The 20,917-nt window shown below is 63.2% G+C and carries 21 protein-coding genes and 1 riboswitch; of the genes, 13 read left to right on the forward strand and 8 right to left on the reverse strand.

The window, feature by feature from the left end; translation table 11 throughout:
• The first annotated feature begins 39 nt into the window (after positions 1-39).
• Positions 40-456, forward strand: coding sequence for a cytochrome c oxidase subunit 4 (locus tag R4P65_RS09690; protein WP_230813589.1), 417 nt, complete (start codon positions 40-42; stop codon positions 454-456).
• A gap of 126 nt (positions 457-582) precedes the next feature.
• Here the strand turns inward: R4P65_RS09690 and R4P65_RS09695 are convergent, their stop codons facing one another.
• Positions 583-972 carry a DUF3224 domain-containing protein gene (locus R4P65_RS09695; protein WP_230813587.1) on the reverse strand — a complete coding sequence of 130 codons (390 nt, stop codon included), beginning with the start codon at positions 970-972 and terminating at the stop codon, positions 583-585.
• Positions 973-1,038: 66 nt separating this feature from the next.
• Between R4P65_RS09695 and R4P65_RS09700 the strand changes: the two genes are divergently transcribed.
• On the forward strand, positions 1,039-1,335 hold the full coding sequence (locus tag R4P65_RS09700; RefSeq protein ID WP_230813585.1) for an antibiotic biosynthesis monooxygenase family protein: 297 nt from the start codon (positions 1,039-1,041) through the stop codon (positions 1,333-1,335).
• Between the two features lie 151 nt (positions 1,336-1,486).
• On the opposite strand, the gene R4P65_RS09705 is transcribed toward R4P65_RS09700, so the two are convergent.
• The 4 genes from R4P65_RS09705 to R4P65_RS09720 all read right to left on the reverse strand — a co-directional run bounded on the left by R4P65_RS09705 (position 1,487) and on the right by R4P65_RS09720 (position 5,817).
• Entirely contained in the window at positions 1,487-3,091 is a 1,605-nt protein-coding gene (locus tag R4P65_RS09705; protein ID WP_230814115.1) for a cytochrome b, read from the reverse strand.
• Between the two features lie 59 nt (positions 3,092-3,150).
• A complete protein-coding gene (locus R4P65_RS09710) occupies positions 3,151-4,293 on the reverse strand; it encodes a ubiquinol-cytochrome c reductase iron-sulfur subunit (protein ID WP_020908103.1) in 1,143 nt (380 codons plus the stop codon).
• A complete protein-coding gene (locus R4P65_RS09715) occupies positions 4,290-5,141 on the reverse strand; it encodes a cytochrome c (protein WP_020908102.1) in 852 nt (283 codons plus the stop codon). The genes R4P65_RS09710 and R4P65_RS09715 overlap by 4 nt, the downstream gene beginning before the upstream one ends.
• Before the next feature lie 64 nt (positions 5,142-5,205).
• Positions 5,206-5,817 carry a heme-copper oxidase subunit III gene (locus R4P65_RS09720; RefSeq protein WP_007730060.1) on the reverse strand — a complete coding sequence of 204 codons (612 nt, stop codon included), beginning with the start codon at positions 5,815-5,817 and terminating at the stop codon, positions 5,206-5,208.
• A 127-nt stretch (positions 5,818-5,944) separates the two neighbouring features.
• Between R4P65_RS09720 and R4P65_RS09725 the strand changes: the two genes are divergently transcribed.
• Together R4P65_RS09725 and trpD are read left to right on the forward strand one after the other, a co-directional pair.
• The gene (locus tag R4P65_RS09725; protein WP_317826336.1) at positions 5,945-6,433 is read left to right on the forward strand and encodes a hypothetical protein; all 489 of its coding nucleotides are present in this window, start codon (positions 5,945-5,947) and stop codon (positions 6,431-6,433) included.
• Between the two features lie 113 nt (positions 6,434-6,546).
• Positions 6,547-7,638: an anthranilate phosphoribosyltransferase gene (gene trpD / locus R4P65_RS09730; protein ID WP_317826338.1), complete on the forward strand. Its 1,092-nt coding sequence runs from the start codon at positions 6,547-6,549 to the stop codon at positions 7,636-7,638.
• 43 nt (positions 7,639-7,681) lie between these two features.
• Here the strand turns inward: trpD and R4P65_RS09735 are convergent, their stop codons facing one another.
• Positions 7,682-7,957, reverse strand: a complete 276-nt coding sequence (locus R4P65_RS09735) for an Lrp/AsnC family transcriptional regulator (RefSeq protein ID WP_003941677.1) — start codon at positions 7,955-7,957, stop codon at positions 7,682-7,684.
• Positions 7,958-8,035: 78 nt separating this feature from the next.
• A complete protein-coding gene (locus R4P65_RS09740) occupies positions 8,036-9,796 on the reverse strand; it encodes a DEDD exonuclease domain-containing protein (RefSeq protein WP_317826339.1) in 1,761 nt (586 codons plus the stop codon).
• A 521-nt stretch (positions 9,797-10,317) separates the two neighbouring features.
• A riboswitch (cyclic di-AMP (ydaO/yuaA leader) is annotated at positions 10,318-10,496 on the forward strand.
• Between the two features lie 14 nt (positions 10,497-10,510).
• On the opposite strand from R4P65_RS09740, the gene R4P65_RS09745 reads away from it, so the two are divergent.
• From R4P65_RS09745 to R4P65_RS09760, 4 genes are all read left to right on the forward strand, one after another.
• Positions 10,511-11,068: a C40 family peptidase gene (locus R4P65_RS09745; RefSeq protein WP_230813577.1), complete on the forward strand. Its 558-nt coding sequence runs from the start codon at positions 10,511-10,513 to the stop codon at positions 11,066-11,068.
• 325 nt (positions 11,069-11,393) lie between these two features.
• On the forward strand, positions 11,394-12,446 hold the full coding sequence (locus R4P65_RS09750) for a C40 family peptidase (protein WP_317826340.1): 1,053 nt from the start codon (positions 11,394-11,396) through the stop codon (positions 12,444-12,446).
• Positions 12,447-12,520: 74 nt separating this feature from the next.
• Positions 12,521-13,879 (forward strand): peptidase MA family metallohydrolase, encoded by a 1,359-nt coding sequence (locus R4P65_RS09755; RefSeq protein WP_411742529.1) that lies wholly within the window; start codon positions 12,521-12,523, stop codon positions 13,877-13,879.
• Positions 13,880-13,974: 95 nt separating this feature from the next.
• Positions 13,975-15,102 carry a glycosyltransferase family 4 protein gene (locus tag R4P65_RS09760; protein ID WP_317826341.1) on the forward strand — a complete coding sequence of 376 codons (1,128 nt, stop codon included), beginning with the start codon at positions 13,975-13,977 and terminating at the stop codon, positions 15,100-15,102.
• A gap of 83 nt (positions 15,103-15,185) precedes the next feature.
• On the opposite strand, the gene R4P65_RS09765 is transcribed toward R4P65_RS09760, so the two are convergent.
• Complete coding sequence (locus R4P65_RS09765) at positions 15,186-16,997, reverse strand: long-chain fatty acid--CoA ligase (protein ID WP_317826342.1); 1,812 nt, start codon at positions 16,995-16,997, stop codon at positions 15,186-15,188.
• Between the two features lie 159 nt (positions 16,998-17,156).
• On the opposite strand from R4P65_RS09765, the gene R4P65_RS09770 reads away from it, so the two are divergent.
• From R4P65_RS09770 to R4P65_RS09790, 5 genes are all read left to right on the forward strand, one after another.
• The gene (locus tag R4P65_RS09770) at positions 17,157-17,543 is read left to right on the forward strand and encodes a polyketide cyclase / dehydrase and lipid transport (RefSeq protein WP_095969865.1); all 387 of its coding nucleotides are present in this window, start codon (positions 17,157-17,159) and stop codon (positions 17,541-17,543) included.
• Between the two features lie 63 nt (positions 17,544-17,606).
• Complete coding sequence (locus R4P65_RS09775) at positions 17,607-18,044, forward strand: SRPBCC family protein (RefSeq protein ID WP_230813566.1); 438 nt, start codon at positions 17,607-17,609, stop codon at positions 18,042-18,044.
• On the forward strand, positions 18,045-19,310 hold the full coding sequence (locus tag R4P65_RS09780) for an ArsA family ATPase (RefSeq protein ID WP_317826343.1): 1,266 nt from the start codon (positions 18,045-18,047) through the stop codon (positions 19,308-19,310).
• Positions 19,307-19,702: a hypothetical protein gene (locus tag R4P65_RS09785; RefSeq protein ID WP_317826344.1), complete on the forward strand. Its 396-nt coding sequence runs from the start codon at positions 19,307-19,309 to the stop codon at positions 19,700-19,702. The genes R4P65_RS09780 and R4P65_RS09785 overlap by 4 nt, the downstream gene beginning before the upstream one ends.
• A 124-nt stretch (positions 19,703-19,826) precedes the next feature.
• Positions 19,827-20,867, forward strand: a complete 1,041-nt coding sequence (locus tag R4P65_RS09790; RefSeq protein WP_230813559.1) for an ROK family protein — start codon at positions 19,827-19,829, stop codon at positions 20,865-20,867.
• Positions 20,868-20,917 lie beyond the last annotated feature (50 nt).

The raw sequence follows: 20,917 nt of genomic DNA on the forward strand, positions 1-20,917 counted from the left end.
GCCGGCCAGCCTCTTCACTGAACAAGGACAAGTGCTGATATGAAGATCGAAGCCAAGCTCTTCGAGATCCTAACGATGTTCTTCATTCTCGTCGCGATCATCTACGGAGTGTTCACCGCTCTGTCACGCACAGGTATCGAGTGGGCCGGACTGACGGCCATCGTCCTGTCTGCAGGTCTGACGCTCATCGTGGGTACCTACTTCCGCTTCGTTGCTCGTCGTCTGGACACCCGTCCCGAGGACTACGACGACGCTGAAATCTCGGACGGTGCAGGAGAACTGGGCTTCTTCAGCCCGGGTAGCTTCTGGCCGATCCTGCTGGCCGCCGCTGCTGCACTCGCGGCAGTGTCGCTGGCGTACTTCCAGCCGTGGCTCATCGCAGTGTCAGTTGTCTGTGTGCTGGCCGCAGCTGCCGGCCTGGTGTTCGAGTACTACACCGGACCCGAGAAGCACTAGTTTCACCTGCACTCGAACAGAGGCGCCGAATCCATCCGGGTTCGGCGCCTCCGTTGTCGTTGATGCAGGGTTGTCGTTGATGCAGGTGTAGGACGGACAAGCTTGCCGAGTATCAACCGCTGTCTGTCAATCGTGGAGCAGGTATTCGAGGTCGTAGCGGTGCAGACCGTCCACGACCTCGAGTTCGAGCGTGCCCGAGATACCCTTCAATTCGCCGGTTCCGGACCCGGGGACGATCTCGTACAGGAGCTTCTGGGTTCCGTCGATCATCCGACCGAACTGCTGCAGGGCGAACGACCCCACCGCTTCGTCGACTTGCCCGGTGACAACCTCCAACGCGACGTAGCCGGCTTCACCGTTTGTCGGGTCGCCGGCGGACAGCATGAGGCCGGACGACGTACCTTCGATGCCGCCGACGAATGTCTTGTCGAACTCGAAGCGGCCGACGCGTCCGGCGAGCTCAGGATCGGCAGGGCGGAGATCGATCTCGAAGGTGCCGCGCGCATGGGATGTCATGGTCCGAGTATCTCACCAGGCGGCAACGCCTCGTGGGGACTCTCGAGAACGTGCAACACTTCGCCTATGATCCTCGAACATGCCGTCTTGCAGGTCGATCCGGCGCAGTCAGCGCAATTCGAGTCCGCGTTCGACGTGGCCCGTGCCATCATCTCCGAGGTTCCCGGATTCATCAGGCTGCGGCTCTCGCACTGCGTGGAAGCGCCGGAGCGGTACCTCCTGCTTGTCGAGTGGGAGGACTTGGAGTCACACACCATCGGGTTCCGTCAGTCCGCAGGATACGAGAAGTGGCGAGAACTTCTCCATCACTTCTACGAACCTTTCCCGACGGTCGAGCACTATTCGTCCGTCTTCGAGGTCTGAGATTGGGCGTACTGCCCTTCAAGCCGGCCTCATACGGCGGACCGGGGGAGTGGTAACCCCCCTTAGTGGTTCTCCAAACTGAATCGCTCAGAGAACGAGTGAGGCCCCGAACCGGAATCCGGTTCGGGGCCTCACTGGTCAGCTGTTGTTCTTAGTGGAGCTCTCCACCCGAACCGTTGGACTTGCCATTGGTTCGGTTCTGGTAGTCCAGAAGGATCTGAAGCTGCTCGTGCTCAGCTTCGTGGTGAGCGGCTTCGAGAGCCTCGCTCTCCTCGACCGGGTCAGCGGTGATCAGGCTACCGCTACCTGGCTTACCGGCGAGACCGAGCTTGTTCATCTTCTTCGGGACAGCTGCACCCTGGTACTCGAGCGGGATCGGGTGTCCGTGCTCGTCGACGGGGCCGAGCGGCTGGTGGATCTCGATGTACTGGCCGTTCGGCATCCGCTTGATGATGCCGGTCTCGATGCCGTGCTCGAGGACTGCACGGTCACTACGCTGCAGGCCGATGCAGAACCGGTAGGTCACGAAGTACGCGATGGGCGGAAGGAGAACCATGCCGATACGGCCGATCCACGTCATTGCGTTCAGCGAGATGTGCAGGTGGTACGCGATGATGTCGTTGATGCAGGAGATCGTGAGCACCAGGTAGAAGGCGATCGACATCGCACCGATAGCGGTACGGACCGGCACGTCGCGCGGGCGCTGCAGGATGTTGTGGTGAGCGTCGTCTCCGGTGAGGCGCTTCTCGATCCACGGGTACGCGATCAACAGTGCGAAGACGAGGCCCATGATCAGGGCGACGGCAAACACAGCGGGAATCGTGTAGCGATTGAACAGGTAGATCTCCCACGCCGGCCACAGTCGAGCAAGGCCGTCCGTCCACATCATGTAGATATCAGGCTGCGAACCGGCAGAGACCTGAGACGGGTTGTACGGACCGATGTTCCACACGGGGTTGATCTGGAACAGACCACCGAGCAGTGCGAGCACGCCGAAGGTCATGGCGAAGAACGCGCCACCCTTCATCGCGAACACCGGGAGGATACGGACGCCGACGACGTTCTGCTCCGTACGGCCTGGGCCGGGGAACTGCGTGTGCTTCTGGTACCAGACCAACGCGAGGTGGCCGGCGATCAGGGCCAGGATGATGCCCGGGAACAGCAGCACGTGGGCGACGTAGAGGCGCGGAATGATGAGGTCGCCGGGGAAATCGCCGTCGAAGATCAGCCAGTGCATCCAGGTACCGACGATCGGGATACTCATCGTGATACCACCGAAAGCGGCGCGAAGGCCGGTGCCCGAGAGCAGGTCGTCGGGGATGGTGTAGCCGAAGAAGCCTTCGAACATCGCCAGGATGAGCAGCAGGCAGCCGATGACCCAGTTCGCCTCACGCGGACGACGGAATGCGCCGGTGAAGAAGATGCGAGCGAGGTGAACGATGATCGACGCCGCGAACATCAGTGCAGCCCAGTGGTGAATCTGGCGAACGAAGAGACCGCCGCGCACCTCGAAGGAGATGTTGAGGGTGGTCTCGTAGGCACGAGACATCGTGACACCGCGTAGCGGCTGGTATGCGCCCTGGTAGACGACGTGTGCCATCGACGGATCGAAGAACAGTGTCAGGAACACACCGGAGATCAGCAGGATCACGAAGCTGTAGAGCGCGATCTCGCCGAGCATGAAGGACCAGTGCGTCGGGAAGACCTTGTTGATCTGCCGGCGCATGCCTGCAGCGAGGTGGTAGCGGGAGTCCATAGCCTCCGCTTGTCCAGCCGCTGCCGCGCTGATCTTGGACGGTTTGGTTGTTGTTGTGGTCACGGTCGACGCTCCCAAAATGCCGGGCCGAGTGCTTCGATGAAGTCACCGTCGGCGACCAGGAAGCCCTCTTCGTTCACTGTAATAGGCAACTGCGGAAGTGCGCGAGCAGCGGGACCGAAGATCGGCTTGCCGTAGGTCAGTGCGTCGAACTGCGACTGGTGGCAGGGGCACAGAATACGGTTGCTCTGCTGTTCGTAGAGCGAGGTGGGGCAACCCAGGTGGGTGCAGATCTTCGAGTACGCGAAGTAATCGCCGTAGTTGAAGCTTTCCTGGCCCTTACGCTTGGTGACACGCGCGGTGTCTTCCGTGCGGAGGCGAATGAGCATCACCGAGTTACGAATGCCGCGCAGTGCAGCGAGCAGAGCGTGCTCGTCGCCACGGTCGGACTCGCGGAACGGGAAGACCGTTTCCATCGATCCGGCATCGAGATCTTCCGGGCGAACGAGGACGATGTCCTCGGGACGGCCGGTGTCACGACGCAGGTAGATTGTCTCGCCCGGGTAGTTCGGGGTCCAGCCGGACACCCACAGAGGTGAGTCGTCGCCCTTGGCCCACGGGTTCTTGATGAGTCCGCCGAGGGGCATGACCATCATGACGCCGAGTGCGCCACCGCCGAACATCAAGCTGCGCTTGATGGCCTTGCGGCGGGGGAGGGTGGACGTATCGAGGGTGTCGCCGAGTTCGGCAACGATCGTGCGACGATCGACCTCTGTGGAACCACCGTCGTGGCGGTCCTGGATCGAAACCTCTTCGGGGATGAACTTCTTCGTGAACTGGACGGCACCGATGCCGACGCCGAGGATCGCCAGACCCATGGTCAGGCCGATCAGCGGGGTGTACAGACTGTACTTGCCGTAGTTCTCGTCACCGGCGCCGGCGTACTCCCAGGGCCAGAACAGGTAGATCGCGATGAACGCGATCGCCGAAACGCCGGCGAGGCCGAACCAGAAGGCGACGTTGCGCTCTGCGCGCTTCTCCGCCCTGGTTCCCTTTACCGACCAACGATCACGGCGGTAGACGACGTCGACGCCATCGAGATTGGTACCCAGCTTGACCAGGTCGTCGCGTGACATCGCGTCGAGCTCTTCATCTGTGTACTTCTTAGGCGTATCGCCGCCATGCTGGCCAGCGTCGCTCATGACCTTGCTCCGATCCACAATGCTGCACCGACGACAGCGATGATTCCGACGGCCCACATGGCGAGACCCTCAGAGGCCGGACCGAGGCCACCGAGCCCGTACCCACCGGGGTCCTTCGATTCGCCCGACGACTTGACGTAGGCGATGATGTCCTTCTTCTCCTCGATCGTCAGCTGACGATCCGAGAACTTCGGCATGTTCTGGGGGCCGGTAACCATGGCAGCGTAGATCTGCTGCTCGCTGGCCGGATCCAGGACCGGGGCGTACTTGCCCGAGGACAGTGCGCCGCCGCGGCCGGTGAAGTTGTGGCAAGAAGCGCAGTTGAGCCGGAAGAGCTCACTGCCGCGTCCGATGTCGCCACCGCGCAGCGAGGACTGGGCGATTTCGCCGTTCTCGTCGCGGATGAGCGTCGGGCCGCCGCCGTTGGCCTGGATGAAAGCGCCGAGTGCGTCGGTCTGCGCAGCATCGAACTTGGGGTCCTTGCGTGCAGCCTGGGCCTCGTTGCGAGCTGCGGGCATACGACCAGAGGAGACCTGGAAGTACACGGCTGCTTCGCCGACGCCGATGAGGCTGGGACCGCGGTCCTGCACGCCCTGCAAGTTCGCGCCGTGGCACGTGATGCATGACGTGTCGTAGAGCTGCTTGCCTTCACGAATCAGGGCTGCTGAATCGTCACTGGCGGTCGCAACCTGCGGAGCTGGTGTCAACGCCGAAGCGAGGAAACCTGCGCTGATCAATCCCATCATCAATACGAGCGCGCCGGTAACGCGCCGGCGGATTTTCCGCTGGCGACGCGACTTCGCGGCATTCGCTGAGTTATCGGATGCGGGAGGGGGGGATGAACTCATCTGTATCCCTTTGGTATGTCGGGACGGAACTGGACGTCAGGGGCTGCCTGGGGCGTACAGCTGATTAACGGATGAAATAAATCGTGGCAAACAGCGCGATCCACACGATGTCGACAAAGTGCCAGTAGTACGAAACAACGATCGCGGCGGTGGCCTGGGCGGGCGTGAACTTGCTGACCCTGGTACGTGCGATCAAGAAGACGAAGGCGATGAGACCGCCGATGACGTGCAGACCGTGGAAGCCGGTGGTCATGTAGAACACCGAGCCGTACACGCTGCTCGAAATCGTGGTGCCCTCGTGCACGAGGTGGTAGTACTCGTAACCCTGGCCGGCGACGAAGAACGCCCCCATGACCAAGGTGATGGTGTACCAGCGACGAAGTCCGAAGACGTCGCCACGCTCAGCCGCGAAGACACCCATCTGGCAGGTGAACGAAGATGCGATCAGCACCAAGGTCACCGGCACGGCCAGATACAGGTTCAATTCGGTTGGCTCCGGCGGCCAATTTCCGTTCGCCTGAGCTCGTGCCACGAAGTACATGGCAAAGAGCCCTGCGAAGAACATGAGCTCACTTGACAACCACACGATGGTGCCAACGCTGACCATATTCGGCCGGTTCAGCGAGTGCACGCGTTGGGTGATTGCCGATCCTGAAGTCCCTACTGCGCTCGTCACAGACAGAAGTATGACGCTTCGTCGTAAGAGACGACCACTCGGGTCCACCATCGGCGCGTCGCTCGGCTCGAGTTCGCGGGATCGGGCGGCGAACGCGCTGGTGGCGTGGTCGGAATATGCTGGCGCGATGGCAGCTGCACACAAGAGTAGACCGTGGTTCCTGAGAATTTTCGGCACGAAGATTCCGGCACCGCTCGATGCAGGGCGGATGGATCTGGTCGTCGTTGCCGAATGCTTCGACGACGCCGAGGCGAGCTCGACGGCTCTCGAACGTGCCGCCTCCACCGAACCGGAGTTCCGGGCGGAGTCCGAGGTGGTTCTGCGGCACCATCTGGACCTGCCGGAGGGTTCGGTTGTCGAAGCCGAGAGCATCGTCGCCCAGGACGGATATTTGCCAGGCGCGAGTCGGCCCGAGGACGTGACTCGGGCGGTCGAGAATTCGGTTCGCATCATCTTCGAGCGTGTCCAGGTGCTTGACGCCCTGCATTGCTCCCAGGAGCGATCACGAATGGCCGGTCTGGCGCAGCGACTCGGTGGTTCGGTCGCCGGGTGGGACGCGCTTCAGCCCCCAGCCCTTGCGGAGGCGACGCCCAAACGCGGTCGCCGAAAGTCCTGAGCGGCCCTATTCGGTTTCCTCGCTACCTCACTGACTAGGCTGCGATGGTCATCGACAGCACGAAATGACAGCACGAAACACAGCCCACATGAACGACAGGGGACCAAGGCACTATGGCCGGCACCGACGCAACCAACGCCGTGAACGTCGATTCGAGTGCCGTGGTGCGGTCCTGGCCGATGATTCTCGGTTTGCTCACGGACGGCAGCGACTTGTCGGAAGCCGACAGTCGGTGGGCGATGGGCGAGATCATGTCGGACAACGCCACTTCCGCTCAGATCGCAGCTTTCGGCGTCGGGCTGAAGATGAAGGGTGAAACTCCCGCGGAGTTGGAAGGGCTCGCTGCCGCGATGCTCGAACACTCCCGGCGCGTGCCGGTCGATTCCGACGTCGTCGACATCGTCGGTACGGGCGGTGACCGCTCCAACACCGTCAACATCTCGACGATGGCCTCGATCGTGGTTGCCGCGTCCGGTGTGCGAGTTGTCAAGCACGGCAACCGCGCTGCTTCGTCCAAGAGCGGCGGAGCCGACGTGCTCGAGGCGCTCGGCGTTCGCATCAACCTCGGGCCGGAGCAGGTGGCGAGGTGTGTCGAGGAGGTCGGCATCGGCTTCTGCTTCGCGCCCGTCTTCCATCCCGCACTGCGCTTTGCCGCTGTGCCCCGCAAGGAAATCGGCATCCCGACGGCGTTCAACGTGCTCGGTCCACTGACCAATCCGGCTCGCCCGCGCGCCGGCCTGATCGGGTGCGCATTTCCGAAGCTGATCTCGGTTGTTGCGGGAGTACTTGCGCAGCGCGGCAATTCGGCGTTGGTGGTGCGCGGAGACGACGGACTCGACGAACTGACCACCTCCACGACTTCGACGGTCCACATCGTCGGCGGTGGAAGTGTGCGAACCGTCACGTTGGATCCGCGTGATCTCGGAATCGACCGCGTTCCTCTCGAAGAGTTGCGCGGAGGAGACGCCGAAGTCAACGCCACGGTGGCGCGAACGCTGCTCTCCGGGCAGAAGGGCCCCGTCCGGGACGCGGTCTTGCTGAATGCGGGAGCAGCCATCGCGGCATTCAACGGTGTCGGCGACGACCTCGAGGGTGCGATCTCTGCCGGGATGAACGCCGCCGCTGCCGCGATCGACAGTGGCGCGGGGGCTGAATTGCTTCACAAGTGGGCGGCACTCACCGTCGATCTGGCTGACCAAGCCTGATCGACGTCAGTCGAAGAAACGTCGAAGGGGCTCGGTCGACGGGCTACTCACCCAGCGAGAAACCGGCTTCGACGTCAGCGCTGGAGAACGACTGGAAGGCAATGTGTGTGGCGGTTCGGAGTACGCCGGGCACCTTGTTGATTCCTCCGGTGACCACGTCGGCGATCTGGGCGTGGTCACGTACTTTCACGATGGCAATCAAGTCGACGTCACCTGCGCACGAGTAGACCTCGGTCACACCGGACAGGTCGGCGACGGCCTGCGCGGTTTCCGGGATCCGAGCGGACTCGGCGTGAATCATGACGATGGCGTTGATCATTTCTCTCCTCGATTTCCCGGTGGGTTGTGATGACCCGGTGGTTTCGATCGAGCTTAGGGGTGCCGCCCCGTCGTTACGTCATCGATGTTCGGATTCGGTACCGGCCCGCGCGAGTCGGCACCAGGCTTCCCACCTGCCGGCACCGCCCACAGGTTCGACGTAGCCGGATGTCGCCGACACGATTCGGACACCGTCCGATGCGAGCCACCTTGCGATCAGGCCCAGTTCTTCGGGTGACGCGCCGCGAAACGGTGTGTTGTCCGGCAACACGGTTTCGGCGGCCGCTGTGATGGCGTCGACGACGGGCATCGGGTGTGTTCCGCGCCTGGCGAGGCCCGCGGAGGCGAGCCGTCCAGAGCGGATCACGGACAGCTCCCAGCCGCCGTCCCCGGTGGGGCGGGCGAGAACGAGTTGTTCGATCGCCGCGACTGCGGCGAGCCGCTGTGTGCGCCGCACTGCGGTAGCGACTGCGACGGTTCGGTCACGTAGACGAGCAGCATTCTCGAACAACGCGTGTGCGGACAGTTCGTCGATCCGCGCCTGCATCTGTTGTAAAGGAGCGTCGCTGGTTCCCCGGAAGAAACCACGCACAGCCTCAGGGGCCGCCGCGTAGTCCTCTGCAGTGATTTCCGGGGCCCAGGAGGCCGGACATGCTCCCAATTCGCGAGCGGGGCAGTCAGGGCCGTGGACGGCGCCGCGCCCCAGTCGCTTGGTGCAGGTGCGTAGACGACTGAACTCTGCGACTGTCTCGGCGACGTCTACTGCATCGGCGCGAGAGGTGAACGGGCCGATCGAATCGGCAGTCGCCGTGCGAACCACGGACAGTCTCGGAAACGCCTCGTCCGTGAGGGTGATCCACCAACCGCGCTTGGGAAACTTGGAACGACGGTTGTACGGCGGCGCATGCGCGCTCAGAAGGCGCAGTTCGCGGACTCCGGCTTCCAAAGCGTGCGCGCACTCGACGTGGTCGACGCGAGTGGCCAGCGCGACCATTTCCTTCATACGGCCGCGCGTCTCCGAACCGGTGAAGTAGTTACGGACGCGGCGTCGAAGGTCGGTAGCAGTTCCTATATAGAGGGCTTCGTCCGAAGGACCTCGGAAAAGGTAGACACCGGGGCTTCGCGGCAGGTTTGCGGCGAAGGACCGTTTGGCCCGCTGATGCGAGGAGATGTTGGGCAGGTAGTCGACGAGTTCGCTGTAACTGTGGACGCCCTGGTTTCCGACCCTGTCGATCAACCCGTGGAGGACATCGACCGTCGCACGCGCGTCGTCGAGCGCGCGGTGCGTCGGCTGGGTGGTCACTTGAAACAGATGGGCAAGTGCGGAGAGCTTCACCGAAGGTGCTTCGTCGCGTGTGAGTACCCGTCGGGCGAGTTTGACGGTGCACAGGACTCGGAACGCCGGCCACGGGCGTGCGCTGCGTGACGCCGCTGCTTTGAGGAAGCCGATGTCGAACGGCGCGTTGTGTGCCACCAGCACCGCGCCCTCGGCGAATTCGAGAAATGCAGGCAGGACACGTTCGATGGGAGGTGCGCCGATCAGCATCGCCGTGGTGATTCCGGTCAGCTCGACGATGTACGGCGGAATCGACCGGCCGGGATCGACGAGTGTTGCCATTTCGCCGAGTACCTCTCCGCCCCGGATCTTGACGGCGCCGATCTCGGTGATGGAGTCCTGGTCGGCGCTTCCGCCTGTGGTCTCGAGGTCGACGACGACAAACGTTGTCTCGCTCAGCGGTGTGTCCAGCTCGTCGAAGCTCAGTTGCCGCCCGACGTCGAATTTCTCCCCGTCGGAAAACGGGGGCGGAGACGGAAATTCTCGGGCCGAGGCGGGACTCACATCGCAGACAGTAGAAGGACCCCCCGACAGGAATGGGTGAGTGCTGACGCGGAATCCGGCTCACTCCGACTTCCATTGAGAAAGCAGTGGATCGACCCCCGACAAAAGTATGAGAGACGAGGATCACACTTGCGGCGGGAACTCGCGAATGCGGCCCCGTGCCTACTTGCCGGTAGGGCGATTCGTGAGGTTGTTGCTACGACGATCAGCCGCCGAAAATGCTCGTTTGATCGAAACAGGTTCTAGTATCAAGTAATCGGCGTTGAACTGCATGGAAGATCGGATTGTCGGGTTTGGTGACCCTTGTCAGTGGGTAACAAGCGCAGGTTTGCGGGCCAGGTGAGCCTCGCCGAACAGACCTGTCGTTATCTCTTCGTGACCCGTTGGGAGTATCGCGGGCGCGGCAGCACGATTTCCGGCGAATCGGGCGCGATTGTCACGAAGCGGTCGACATCGTCGCGATCATTTCGTAACCTTCCTGAGACCTAACGAAGTCTTGCCGGACCAAACAGGACCGGCATCGTCAGGAACCGCCTAATCGGGATCTCCGCGAGGAACCCGAACCGGGAACCCAAGTTTCCACTGGGGTGAATCCCGCCTGGGGTGCAGCACGCTCGATCGCTGCAGACCACGCGGGTAGGGCTGATCTTCCCAGCCCGAACCCGTCAGCTAACTCGGTCGGCGGATGAATGGAAGAAATGGAGCACCCCTTAAGTGGCGTCACAGAGTTTCAAGCGTTCAGCGCAGTTGGCAGTAGCCGGCGCGCTCGCAGTCGGTGCATTTGCTGCAACCGCTGCACCTGCCTCGGCAGACCCCATCACGATCCCCGGCGTCGGCACCTTCGAGGTTCCGGGCGTTTCTATTCCTCAGTTGCCGGTCGTCCCGGGCATCACCGACATCGCACCGGCCGCACCGGCCGCTCCCATCTCCAGTGTCGGTGAGCAGGCAGTTCGCGCCGCAGAGAGCAAGCTGGGCTCCCCGTACGTGTACGGCGCATCGGGCCCGGACGCATTCGACTGCTCCGGTCTGGTCCAGTGGGCATACAAGCAGGCCGGCCTGAACCTGCCTCGCACGAGCTACGATCAGGCTGCAGCCGGCGTTGCCGTTGCACAGTCCGATCTTCAGGTCGGCGACGTGATCTCCTTCTACGGCGGATCGCACTCGGGCATCTACGCCGGCAACGGCAATGTCATCCACGCGTCGACCGCTGGTCAGCCCGTGAAGCTCGCACCGGTCTCTTCGATGCCGTACGACGGCGCTCGTCGTTACTGATTTCTGATCACGCTCGACGGCTGTCTCCGGTAGGCAGTCGGAACGATCCGCCGCTGCAAGGCGGCGGAGCTCGGGGGAGCTCCGGATCTTCGAATGTGGGCCTCGAATCTTCTGATTCGAGGCCCACATTCTTTGTTTCTCGACAATCCGCCAGTACTTCACCCCGACACGCCTACCGGCGAGTAGACACAAACGTATGCCGTTCCGTAACCTTACCGAGACATTGCGCGGCCGAGGCAGGTACTGTGAATAGTTGACAGCCAGCTAACAGATCGTCGACCGATCCCGGTCGACGTCGCTTCATCGAGACGGAGAGTTGCATTCCGTGGTTTCATCGAAAAACAACAGTCGAGTACGCGCCGCATTGACAGTGGGAGTGCTGGCGTTCGGACTCGTCGCAGGGCCTTCGATGCAGGCCGGTGCCGACCCCGTCATCACCAACCCCACCGAGGCGCTCGACAAGCTGGGTGAACTCTCCCGGGTATCCGAGCAGACCAACGAAGCGCTGCACAACGCACAGATCGACCTCGACGCGAAGCTGGCGGTCGCGAATGATGCGGACGCGCGTTCGGCAGCCGATCAGGGTCTTCTCGACGCGGCTTCGGCACGTGTCGCCGAGTTCGCTCCGGCGGTAAACCGTATTGCCACAGCGAATTACCAGGGTGCGCGAACCAATCGCCTCTTTGCGTTGATGGTGAGCGACTCGCCGCAGCAGTTGCTCGATCAGATGTCCGCGCTCGACGTGATTTCCAACGACGCGGCGGTACAGGTCTCACAGTTCAACCAGGCCACTGCCGATGCGCGTGCTGCCTCGGAAGCGTCGAAGCGATCGGCCGAAGATGCTCGAACCGCCGCCGATCAAGCCCGTGCACTCAGTGACGACTTGCAGCGCAAGCAGAGTGAACTGCAGACGCAGATCGCCGATGTGACCAAGGCATTCCAGAACCTCACCGATGCCGAGCGTAACCAACTGAGCGGTACGCCATTCCCGCCGGACGTCGATCTCAGCAAAATTCTAGCTAACTTGACCCCGGGGTCCGGCGCCGCAGCGCTCCAGGCAGGCCTGACCCGTATCGGTGATCCGTACGTCTGGGGCGCAACCGGCCCGAACGAGTTCGACTGCTCAGGTCTGGTGGTCTGGGCCTACAAGCAGATCGGGAAGTCTCTGCCCCGTTCGAGCCAAGCGCAGGCACAGGGCGGTGTTCCGGTCTCGAGGGACCAACTACAGCCCGGTGACGTTGTGACTTTCTACAGCGACAACTCGCATGTCGGTATCTACGCCGGCGACGGGAACATTCTGCATGCGTCGACGTTCGGCGTACCGGTGAAGGTTCAGTCGATGGCAGGCATGGAGTTTTCCACTGCGCGTCGTTACTGACGGCTTGCTGCGTCCGGGCGACGTGTGGCCAGCCGCCGTGAAGCGTCGAGTCGAGTTCTCCTACACTCGGCACCGTGCCGACTGAACCGATGACGACGCCCGACGTCGGCGCAGATCAAAAACGCCGTTGGGAGTACCCGGCTCTCGTGGCGCTCGGTGTTGCCGTGGTGCTCGTTCTCGGTTTGACGATCTTCCTGACGAACAGGTCCGATTCCGACGAAAATGCAGCCAGCGAGCAGGATGCCGAACGAACCGCTCAGGTACAGGCCTTTCTCGATGCCTGGGCTGCGGCGCAGATGTCCGACGATCCGTCAGGGCTGGCGAAGTTCGTCGACGATGCTGCCGCACCCGGTGTGCTCGAAGCGGAGATTCGACGAGCCACTGCAGCGGGAGCGCTCGACTTCTCCGACTGGGGATACGAGATTCCCGGCGGCGGCCTGACTCCGGCGCCGCGAACCGGTGCGCCGGACGGAGACGTCGAAGTATGGAATGCGCAAGTCCTGTTGCGGTACGCCCTCGACGGCGTCGACGCGTTGCCCACTCGCAAGGGCGTGTCCATGACGCTCGCGAAACGCGGTGATCAGTGGTCGGTTCTTGCTGACGGCGCGATCGTCGGACTGGACGGAGCCCGAACGACGGGCGAATCCTGGAACGGCCCTTGGGACTTCGGCCCGCTGGCCGTCGCCGAAAATTCTGCGGGTAATGCGCTGGTGATCGGGCATCCGGGTCAGCAGGCGTTTGTTGATGCCTTGGCGTCCGATGTGGACTCGGCCATCGAGAACACGACGCAATTGTGGGGTCCATGGTGGTCCGAGCGAGCGGTGCTCATGGTGGCTGGATCGGCGGAGGAATTCACCGCACTGGTCGGCTCCCATCACGACGGCGCTTCGATTGCCGCAGTTTCGGTCGCGGATGCGACGGCGGACGGGTCTTCCGACGTGAGCGGCCAGCGGGTGGTTTTCTCGCCTGCCGCGGCTTCGAGGTTGACCGACATCACCAGGCGAACGGTGTTGCGCCACGAACTCATGCACATAGCCGCCCGATCGAAAACCCGCGACGGGTCACCGATGTGGGTGTTGGAAGGGTTCGCCGAATACGCGGGAAACCGCGGATCCTCGCGGGCCTGGGGCGAGATCGCACCGACTCTGGCAGCAGCGGTACGCGCCGGCGATACTCCTACTGAGTTTCCGGACGACACGCAGTTCGGCGGTGTACCGGTCGTGAGTTCACTGGCGTACGAATCGGCTTGGTCGATCAACGCGTACATCGCTGATCGATTCGGAGAGGCCAAGCTGACCGACCTCTTTCGGGCCCTGGCCTCCGGAAAGATGACGGCTGAAGACCTCGACTCGCGGATCCGAGCGGTTCTCGGCGTCGGAACCGAGGACCTACGAACCGGATGGGTCGACTGGACCAACAGCCATCTGGGCTGAGCAGTCAGCGGTTCGGTCGTTCGCAGCTGGGTCGTTCGTAAACTGCGCGGTGACCTTGTCGCGTCTCGACGCACCGAGTGCCTTACGGTGGACGGATGCGCCGGACCCTCTTGGTGACCAATGATTTTCCTCCTCGCCCCGGAGGTATCCAGTCTTATCTCCACACGTTCGCAGGGCATCTGCCGGCGGACAAGTTGGTGGTGTACGCGCCGCGGTGGCGGGGCGACTCGCACAAGAAGTTCGACGCGGCACAGCCTTTCGAGGTCATTCGGCACCCGACGACGCTGATGCTGCCCTCGCCTTTTGTCGCTCGTCGGGCCGCGAAGTTGGTCAAGAAGCACGACTGTGAGTCGGTCTGGTTCGGTGCGGCGGCGCCGTTGGCGTTGTTGGCGCCGGTTGTTCGGCGCGCCGGAGCGAGCCGAGTGATCGCGAGTACCCACGGCCACGAGGTCGGATGGTCGATGATTCCCGGTGCGCGGCAATCGTTGCGCGTGATCGGCGATCACACGGATGCGGTGACGTTTGTCAGCAAATACACCCGTGGGCGGTTCTCGGCGGCTTTCGGCCCGCAAGCGGCGCTCGAGCACCTGCCGTCCGGAGTCGACACGTCGGTGTTCCACCCGGACTCGGTCGCCCGCGCAGAACTGCGTAAGCGATACGGGCTGGGAGAGCGGCCCACGATCCTGTGCCTGTCGCGGCTCGTGCCACGCAAGGGGCAGGACATGCTCACCAAGGCGCTGCCGACGATTCGAAAGAGCATCGACGGGGCGGTGCTGGTGATCGTCGGCGGTGGACCGTACGAGGACCACCTCCGTCAACTCGCGCGAAAGACCGGGATGGACGATCACGTCGTCTTCACCGGCACGGTGCCCGCCGCGGAGTTGTCGGCTCACCACACGATTGCCGACGTGTTTGCGATGCCGTGTCGTACCCGAGGCGCCGGCTTGGACGTCGAAGGATTGGGAATCGTCTACCTCGAAGCTTCGGCGACCGGCGTTCCGGTGATCGCCGGGCGCAGTGGTGGCGCTCCGGAAACGGTGCAGCAGAACAAGACCGGCCTCGTGGTCGACGGCACCTCTGTTCGCGACGTCGCCGAATCCGTGATCGAGGTGCTGTCCGATCGTGATCGAGCGGCCGCGATGGGAGCAGCCGGCCGGGCGTGGGTTGCCGAAGAATGGAAGTGGGACACGCTCGCTTCGAAGCTGCGCAATCTTCTCGGCTGAGCTACTGCGGACTGGAACGCGAACGGCCCGCACCGAATTCGGTGCGGGCCGTTCATGTCGGCAGAGGACTGATCGACGAAAGGCTACTTGGCGTAGATCTTTTCGATGTCGGCGGCAAAGCTCTCGTGCACGACGTTGCGCTTGAGCTTCATCGTGGGCGTGAGTTCGCCTGTGTCCTCGGAGAAGTCGACCGGAAGAATGCGGAACTTCTTGATTGCCTCGGCGTGTGAGACGAGCTTGTTGGCCTCGTCGATGGCGTCCTGGATTTCGCCGACCAGTTCGCCGTCCGAAACCAGGTCGGCAGCTGTGGTTCCTGCGGCCTTGTTGTTGCGCTCGTTCCAAGCGGGAAGAGCTTCGGCGTCGATGGTGATGAGGGCGCCGATGAAAGGCTTCTGGTCGCCGACCACGATGGCCTGGCTGATCAGCGGGTGGGCGCGAAGGGAATCTTCGAGCTGAGCAGGGGAGACGTTCTTGCCGCCCGCCGTGACGATGATTTCCTTCTTGCGGCCGGTGATGGTGATGTAGCCGTCCTTGTCGACGGTGCCGAGGTCGCCGGTGTGGAACCAGCCGTTCTCGATCGACTCGGCAGTCGCCTTCTCGTTGCGCCAGTAGCCGGTGAAGACGACCGGTCCCGAGAGGAGGATTTCGCCGTCTTCAGCGATGCGAACGGAGTTGCCGGCCAAAGGCTTTCCGACAGAGCCGACCTTCTGTGCGCCGATGGTGTTGACGGCGAACGCTGCGGTGGTCTCGGTCAGTCCGTAGCCCTCGTAGATCGTGACGCCGATACCGCGGAAGAAGTGGCCGAGTCGAGCGCCCAGAGGTGCACCACCGGAAATGGCCAGCTGGCACTGCCCGCCGAGTGCAGCGCGAAGCTTCGAGTACACGAGCTTGTCGAAGAGAGCGTGCTTGGCCTTGAGAACGATGCCGGCGCCGCCCTTGTCCTGCGCCTCGCTCCAGGCAACGGCGGTGTCTGCGGCCGCGTCGAAGATCTTTCCCTTGCCGTCGCCGTGCGCCTTGGCACGTGCGCTGTTGTAGACCTTCTCGAACACGCGCGGCACCGAGAGGATGAAGTCGGGCTTGAACTCGCCGAACGTCGGAACGAGGTTCGGGATGTCGCTCGTGTGCCCCAGCGCTGCACCGGCGTCGAACGACGCGATGCTGACTGCGCGAGCGAGAACGTGCGCGAGCGGCAAGAACATCAGGGTGCGAACGCCGGGAGTCTTGAGCAGCGTGCCGAGGTTGGAGTCGAGGATGCCCTTCGACTCGGCAATGAGGTTGGAGTGCGTCAGCTGGCAACCCTTGGGTCGGCCTGTGGTGCCCGACGTGTAGATCAGGGTCGCGGGATCGGAAGCCTTCAGTGCAGCGACGCGGGCGTGGACGTCCTCGTCGGAGATGTCGGCGCCCAGTGCGGTCAATTCCTCGACAACACCTTTACCGCCTGCCGCGGCTTCGATCTGGTAGACCGTGCGCAGCGCGGGTGCGGCTGCAGCGACGTCCTTCACGGTCGCGGCATGTGCGTCGTTCTCGACGATGAGGTCGATTGCCTCGGAGTCCTCGAGAATCCAGCGAACCTGCTCGGCTGCGGAGGTTTCGTAGATCGGAACCGTCACGCCGCCGGCCGCCCAGATGGCGTAGTCGACGAGCGGCCATTCGAAGCGAGTCGCCGACATGAGGCCGACGCGGTCGCCCTGCTTGACTCCGATCGCGATCAGGCCCTTGGCGACGGCAGTCACCTGGGCGGCGAAATCGCCTGCAGTGACGTCGACCCATGCATTTCCGACTTTGCGCTTGTAGACAACCGCCGCCGGCTTCGTCTTCGCGAAGGCGAAGACCGAGTCGACCGCGGAGGCATCCTCGGGAATGGTGAACGTCTGGGGTGCGCTGAACTCAGGCACGAAATACCTCCGACACTGCGAAATACTGACGAGTAGGGTTTTCGTCTCCTACTGTAGTCGCATGTCCGACGCAGTTGTGGCCAGGCTTACAGTCTGTCCGGTATGTAGTGGTGCGACACCCCTCGACGCTTCACCGACGCGATATGTGAAGCTACATCGGTGAGCAGCATTCAGGTCGCAGACCAGACTTTCATCGCCGCCCCGCCCGAGCGGGTCGCCGAACTGTTGTCCTCGCGTGCGCAATGGCGTCGCTGGTTCAGTGATCTTGCGCTCGAAGTCCGGGAAGATCGCGGTCCCGCGGGATTCCGGTGGGGAGTGTCCGGTCAGCTGGTCGGCACCATGGAGGTGTGGCTCGAACCGGTCATGGACGGGACGATCGCGCACTACTTCCTGCACTGTGAACCGGTCGGAGTATCACCGTCCGATCTGGCGAACCTCGACCTCGCCGGGATGAACCGCAAGCGTCGGGTCGACGGCAAGGTCATGTCCTTCCAGCTCAAGCGCGAACTCGAAGCAGGGCGTGCCGCCGGAGTAGCACCGGACTGATAATCGAAGCAGTGCACGTTGTGCAGGTTCTGGACTTTTGACGAAGGAAGGTAGCGCAGTCGTATGGCCGAGAAGACCAAGGGGTTGATCAGCATCGACGCCCCTGCCGACGCCGTGATGAACGTCATCGCCGATTTCCCGCAGTACCCCGAATGGGTGGCCGCGGCGAAGTCCGTCGAGGTGACGGCTCCGGGGCAGGGCGGCCGCGCGGACCGAGTACGTTTTGTCCTCGACGCGGGGATGGTGAAGGACACCTACGAACTGCAGTATTCGTGGGCGCCGGACGGTATGGCGGTGAGTTGGGAGCTGATCTCGGGTGAGATCCAGAAGTCCCAATTCGGTTCGTACACACTCGAGCCCGGCCCGAACGGCACCACGTCGGTCACCTACGAGTTGACGGTCGACCTGACGATTCCGATGATCGGTCTGTTCAAGCGCAAGGCCGAGAAGATCATCACCGACACAGCTCTGAAAGAACTGAAGAAGCGAGTCGAGGGCTGAGTGCCGGAGCAACGATCGCGCGTCCAACTGTTCGTCGGTAAAGGCGGAGTAGGCACGACGACGCTTGCCGCAGCGACTGCTGTGTCGGCTGCGGCCGACGGGGCGAGAGTGCTCTTGGTGTCGATCGATCAGGCAGGCTCGCTGGCGGATGTCCTGGGCATGCCTGCACTGCGAACGACTGGGCCACAAACGACGACGTCTCTCAGCGAACACCTCGACGTCCTGCACCTCGACACTTCGGCGCTCCTCGAGGAAAAGTTCCGAGGATTGTCGGGATTGATCGAAGCTGCAGGAAATTTCGGAGCGGGAAATCACGAACACGGTTCGTCGTTCGAGCGGTTGGAACCAGAAGAGTTGACGGGATCCCTGGGCGTTCAGGACATACTCGGACTCTCCGAGATCGTCGACTTCTCCGACAGCGGCGACTACGATCTCGTGATCGTGGACTGTCCGGCCGCAGCCGAAGCGCTGCGGATCCTCGGGTCGCCGTCGATGGTGTCGGAGTACCTCGAACGATCGTGGCCGCGGCACAGGCGGATGGTCGCCGTGACGGGCACGGACATGCGGTTGCTTTTGCTCGTGTCCGTCATCGAACGGGTGCTCGCGTCGGTGGAACGAATCGCGGTTCACCTCTCGGATCGGGAGAACACCAGCGTGCGTGTGGTGACGTCGGCTGATGGCGTGTCGGTCGCGGCGACTCGTCGGACGTTGTCCGGGCTGGCTCTGGCCGGGTTGCGAGTGGACGGGATTGTGATCAACAACCTTGTCCCGCAGTTCAACTTGTCAGCCGGGATGGGTGTCGACGATTCACCGGCGGCGCAGTGGCTCGCTTCGATCCGGGCGGCACAGGCACTCGTCGTGGACGAATTGCGTGGATCAACCGATGGAATGTCCGTCACAACGGTCGAACGCGCTTGCGCCGAACCGGTAGGGTTGGCCGCTCTGGGCGAGATCGCGGCCACGTTCGAGGGGGGAACGGGCACGGATTCGGGCACCGTCGGCACCGCGGACAACATCGTGGTGTCGTTGGAGTCGGGGACCGGAGTCGATTCGGTGTACGTGATGCGGATGTACCTTCCCCTCGTGGATCCGTCGTCGTTGTCGTTGGGCCGGGTGGAGGACGATGTGCTGGTGGGAGCAGACGGCGTACGACGCAGAGTTCGTTTGGCGTCGGTGCTGCGTCGTTGTGTCGTGAACGGGGCGGAGTTGGACGGCAGTTACCTGATCATCCGGTTCAGCCCGGATCCCGCGGTGTGGCCGGTATGAGCGAAGAGCACGAGCGCCTCGTCGCGGAATTTCGCGCGCTGGCGGAAACCGTTCTGACGCGCCTGGAACCGGTGTTGCAGAAGGCTGCCGCAGCATCCACCGCCGCGACGGATGACCCCGGTTCAGCGGACACGCAACCGGTGTTCAGCGGCTGCAGTTGGTGCCCGGTGTGCGCCCTCTCTGCACTGGTTCGCGGTGAGCACCACGAACTGTTGGCATTTCTCGCGGGTCAAGCAGCAGCATTCCTGGCGTTGCTTCGCGAGATTCTCGACGAGTTTCTCGGGGCGCCGTCAGGCCCCGATCGTGGACCGGACAGCGGCCCGACGACGCCAGGTGCGGAGCGAACTCGCACGGCGGCATTTGTCCCGATCAACGTGACGGTCAAGGACTGACTTAGTACCCCGGGTAGAGCGAACGGCTCGTGATGAGCACAATCGACACAATGGTCACCGACGCACGAGGCACCGATACAGGGTGCGCACTCCAACGGGCGCCGCTCGCGCGGGAATTGGCGAGATGAGCGCGCGCCGCTTGAAAGCGGTCTCCGACTCCACCATGGACGACGTCTTGACGGTCGGCATCGACGTCGGCGGGACGAGCATCAGGGCCTCCGTCGTGGACGTGGACGGACAAGTGCTCGAGATGATTCAGGCCCCGACTCCGCAGTCCGCCAGAGCTCTCGAAGACGGCCTTGATCGCGTCGTACGCGAGTTGGTCACCAGGCACGAGGTATCGGCTGTGGGGTTGGCGGTCGCGGGCTTCATCACGTCCGATCGAAGCTCGGTTCGGTTCGCGCCGCACTTGCCGTGGGTGGACGCGCCGGTCGGAAGCGACTTGAGCAAGCGACTCGGACTGCCGGTCGTTCTCGAGCACGACGCCAACGCAGCAGCATTTGCCGAACATCGATTCGGCGCGGCCGCAGGGGGCCGCAATGTCGTGATGGTGGCAATCGGGACCGGAATCGGCGGCGCGCTGCTGATCAACGGCGAGCTGTATCGGGGGAGTCACGGCGTCGCCCCCGAACTCGGCCACATCCAGGTCGTGCCAGGCGGGCGGCAATGCGCGTGTGGCAAACGTGGGTGCTGGGAGCGCTATTGCAGCGGAACGGCACTCGTGGACACGGCAATCGAACTGCTTGCCGCCGACCCGGCCGCGTCGACGGTTCTGGCGCGTGAGGTAGCGGTGGATCCGGGGTCCCTCACCGGTCGCCGGATCGCCAACGCCGCGCAGGACGGTGACCCACTCGCGCTGGCGACCATCGCCGAGTTCACCCGTTGGCTGGCCGTCGGACTGGCGATGGTCGGCGACGTCTACGACCCCGATCTGGTGGTGATCGCCGGCGGCGTCGCAAGTTCAGCCCCACTGTTTCTCGACGACGCCCGTGAGCAGTACGCGACATTGTTGACGGGCGCGAAGCACCGCCCGCTGGCACGAATCCGTTCGGCTCAGCTGGGCGAAGCTGCAGGGATGGTCGGCGCCGCAGCCCTGGCTCGCTCGGTAGTGCCTCAGGATCTCGGTGGGGTCGACGGCGCTGGAACCACATCTGCCGGACTGTGATCGGGTCGATCCTGCAGGGGCGTGTGTAGCGGGGGTTACGGGTCGGCAGT

It is taken from the genome of Rhodococcus sp. IEGM 1318, from assembly GCF_033142465.1.
Taxonomy (GTDB): Bacteria; Actinomycetota; Actinomycetes; order Mycobacteriales; family Mycobacteriaceae; genus Rhodococcus_F; species Rhodococcus_F qingshengii_B.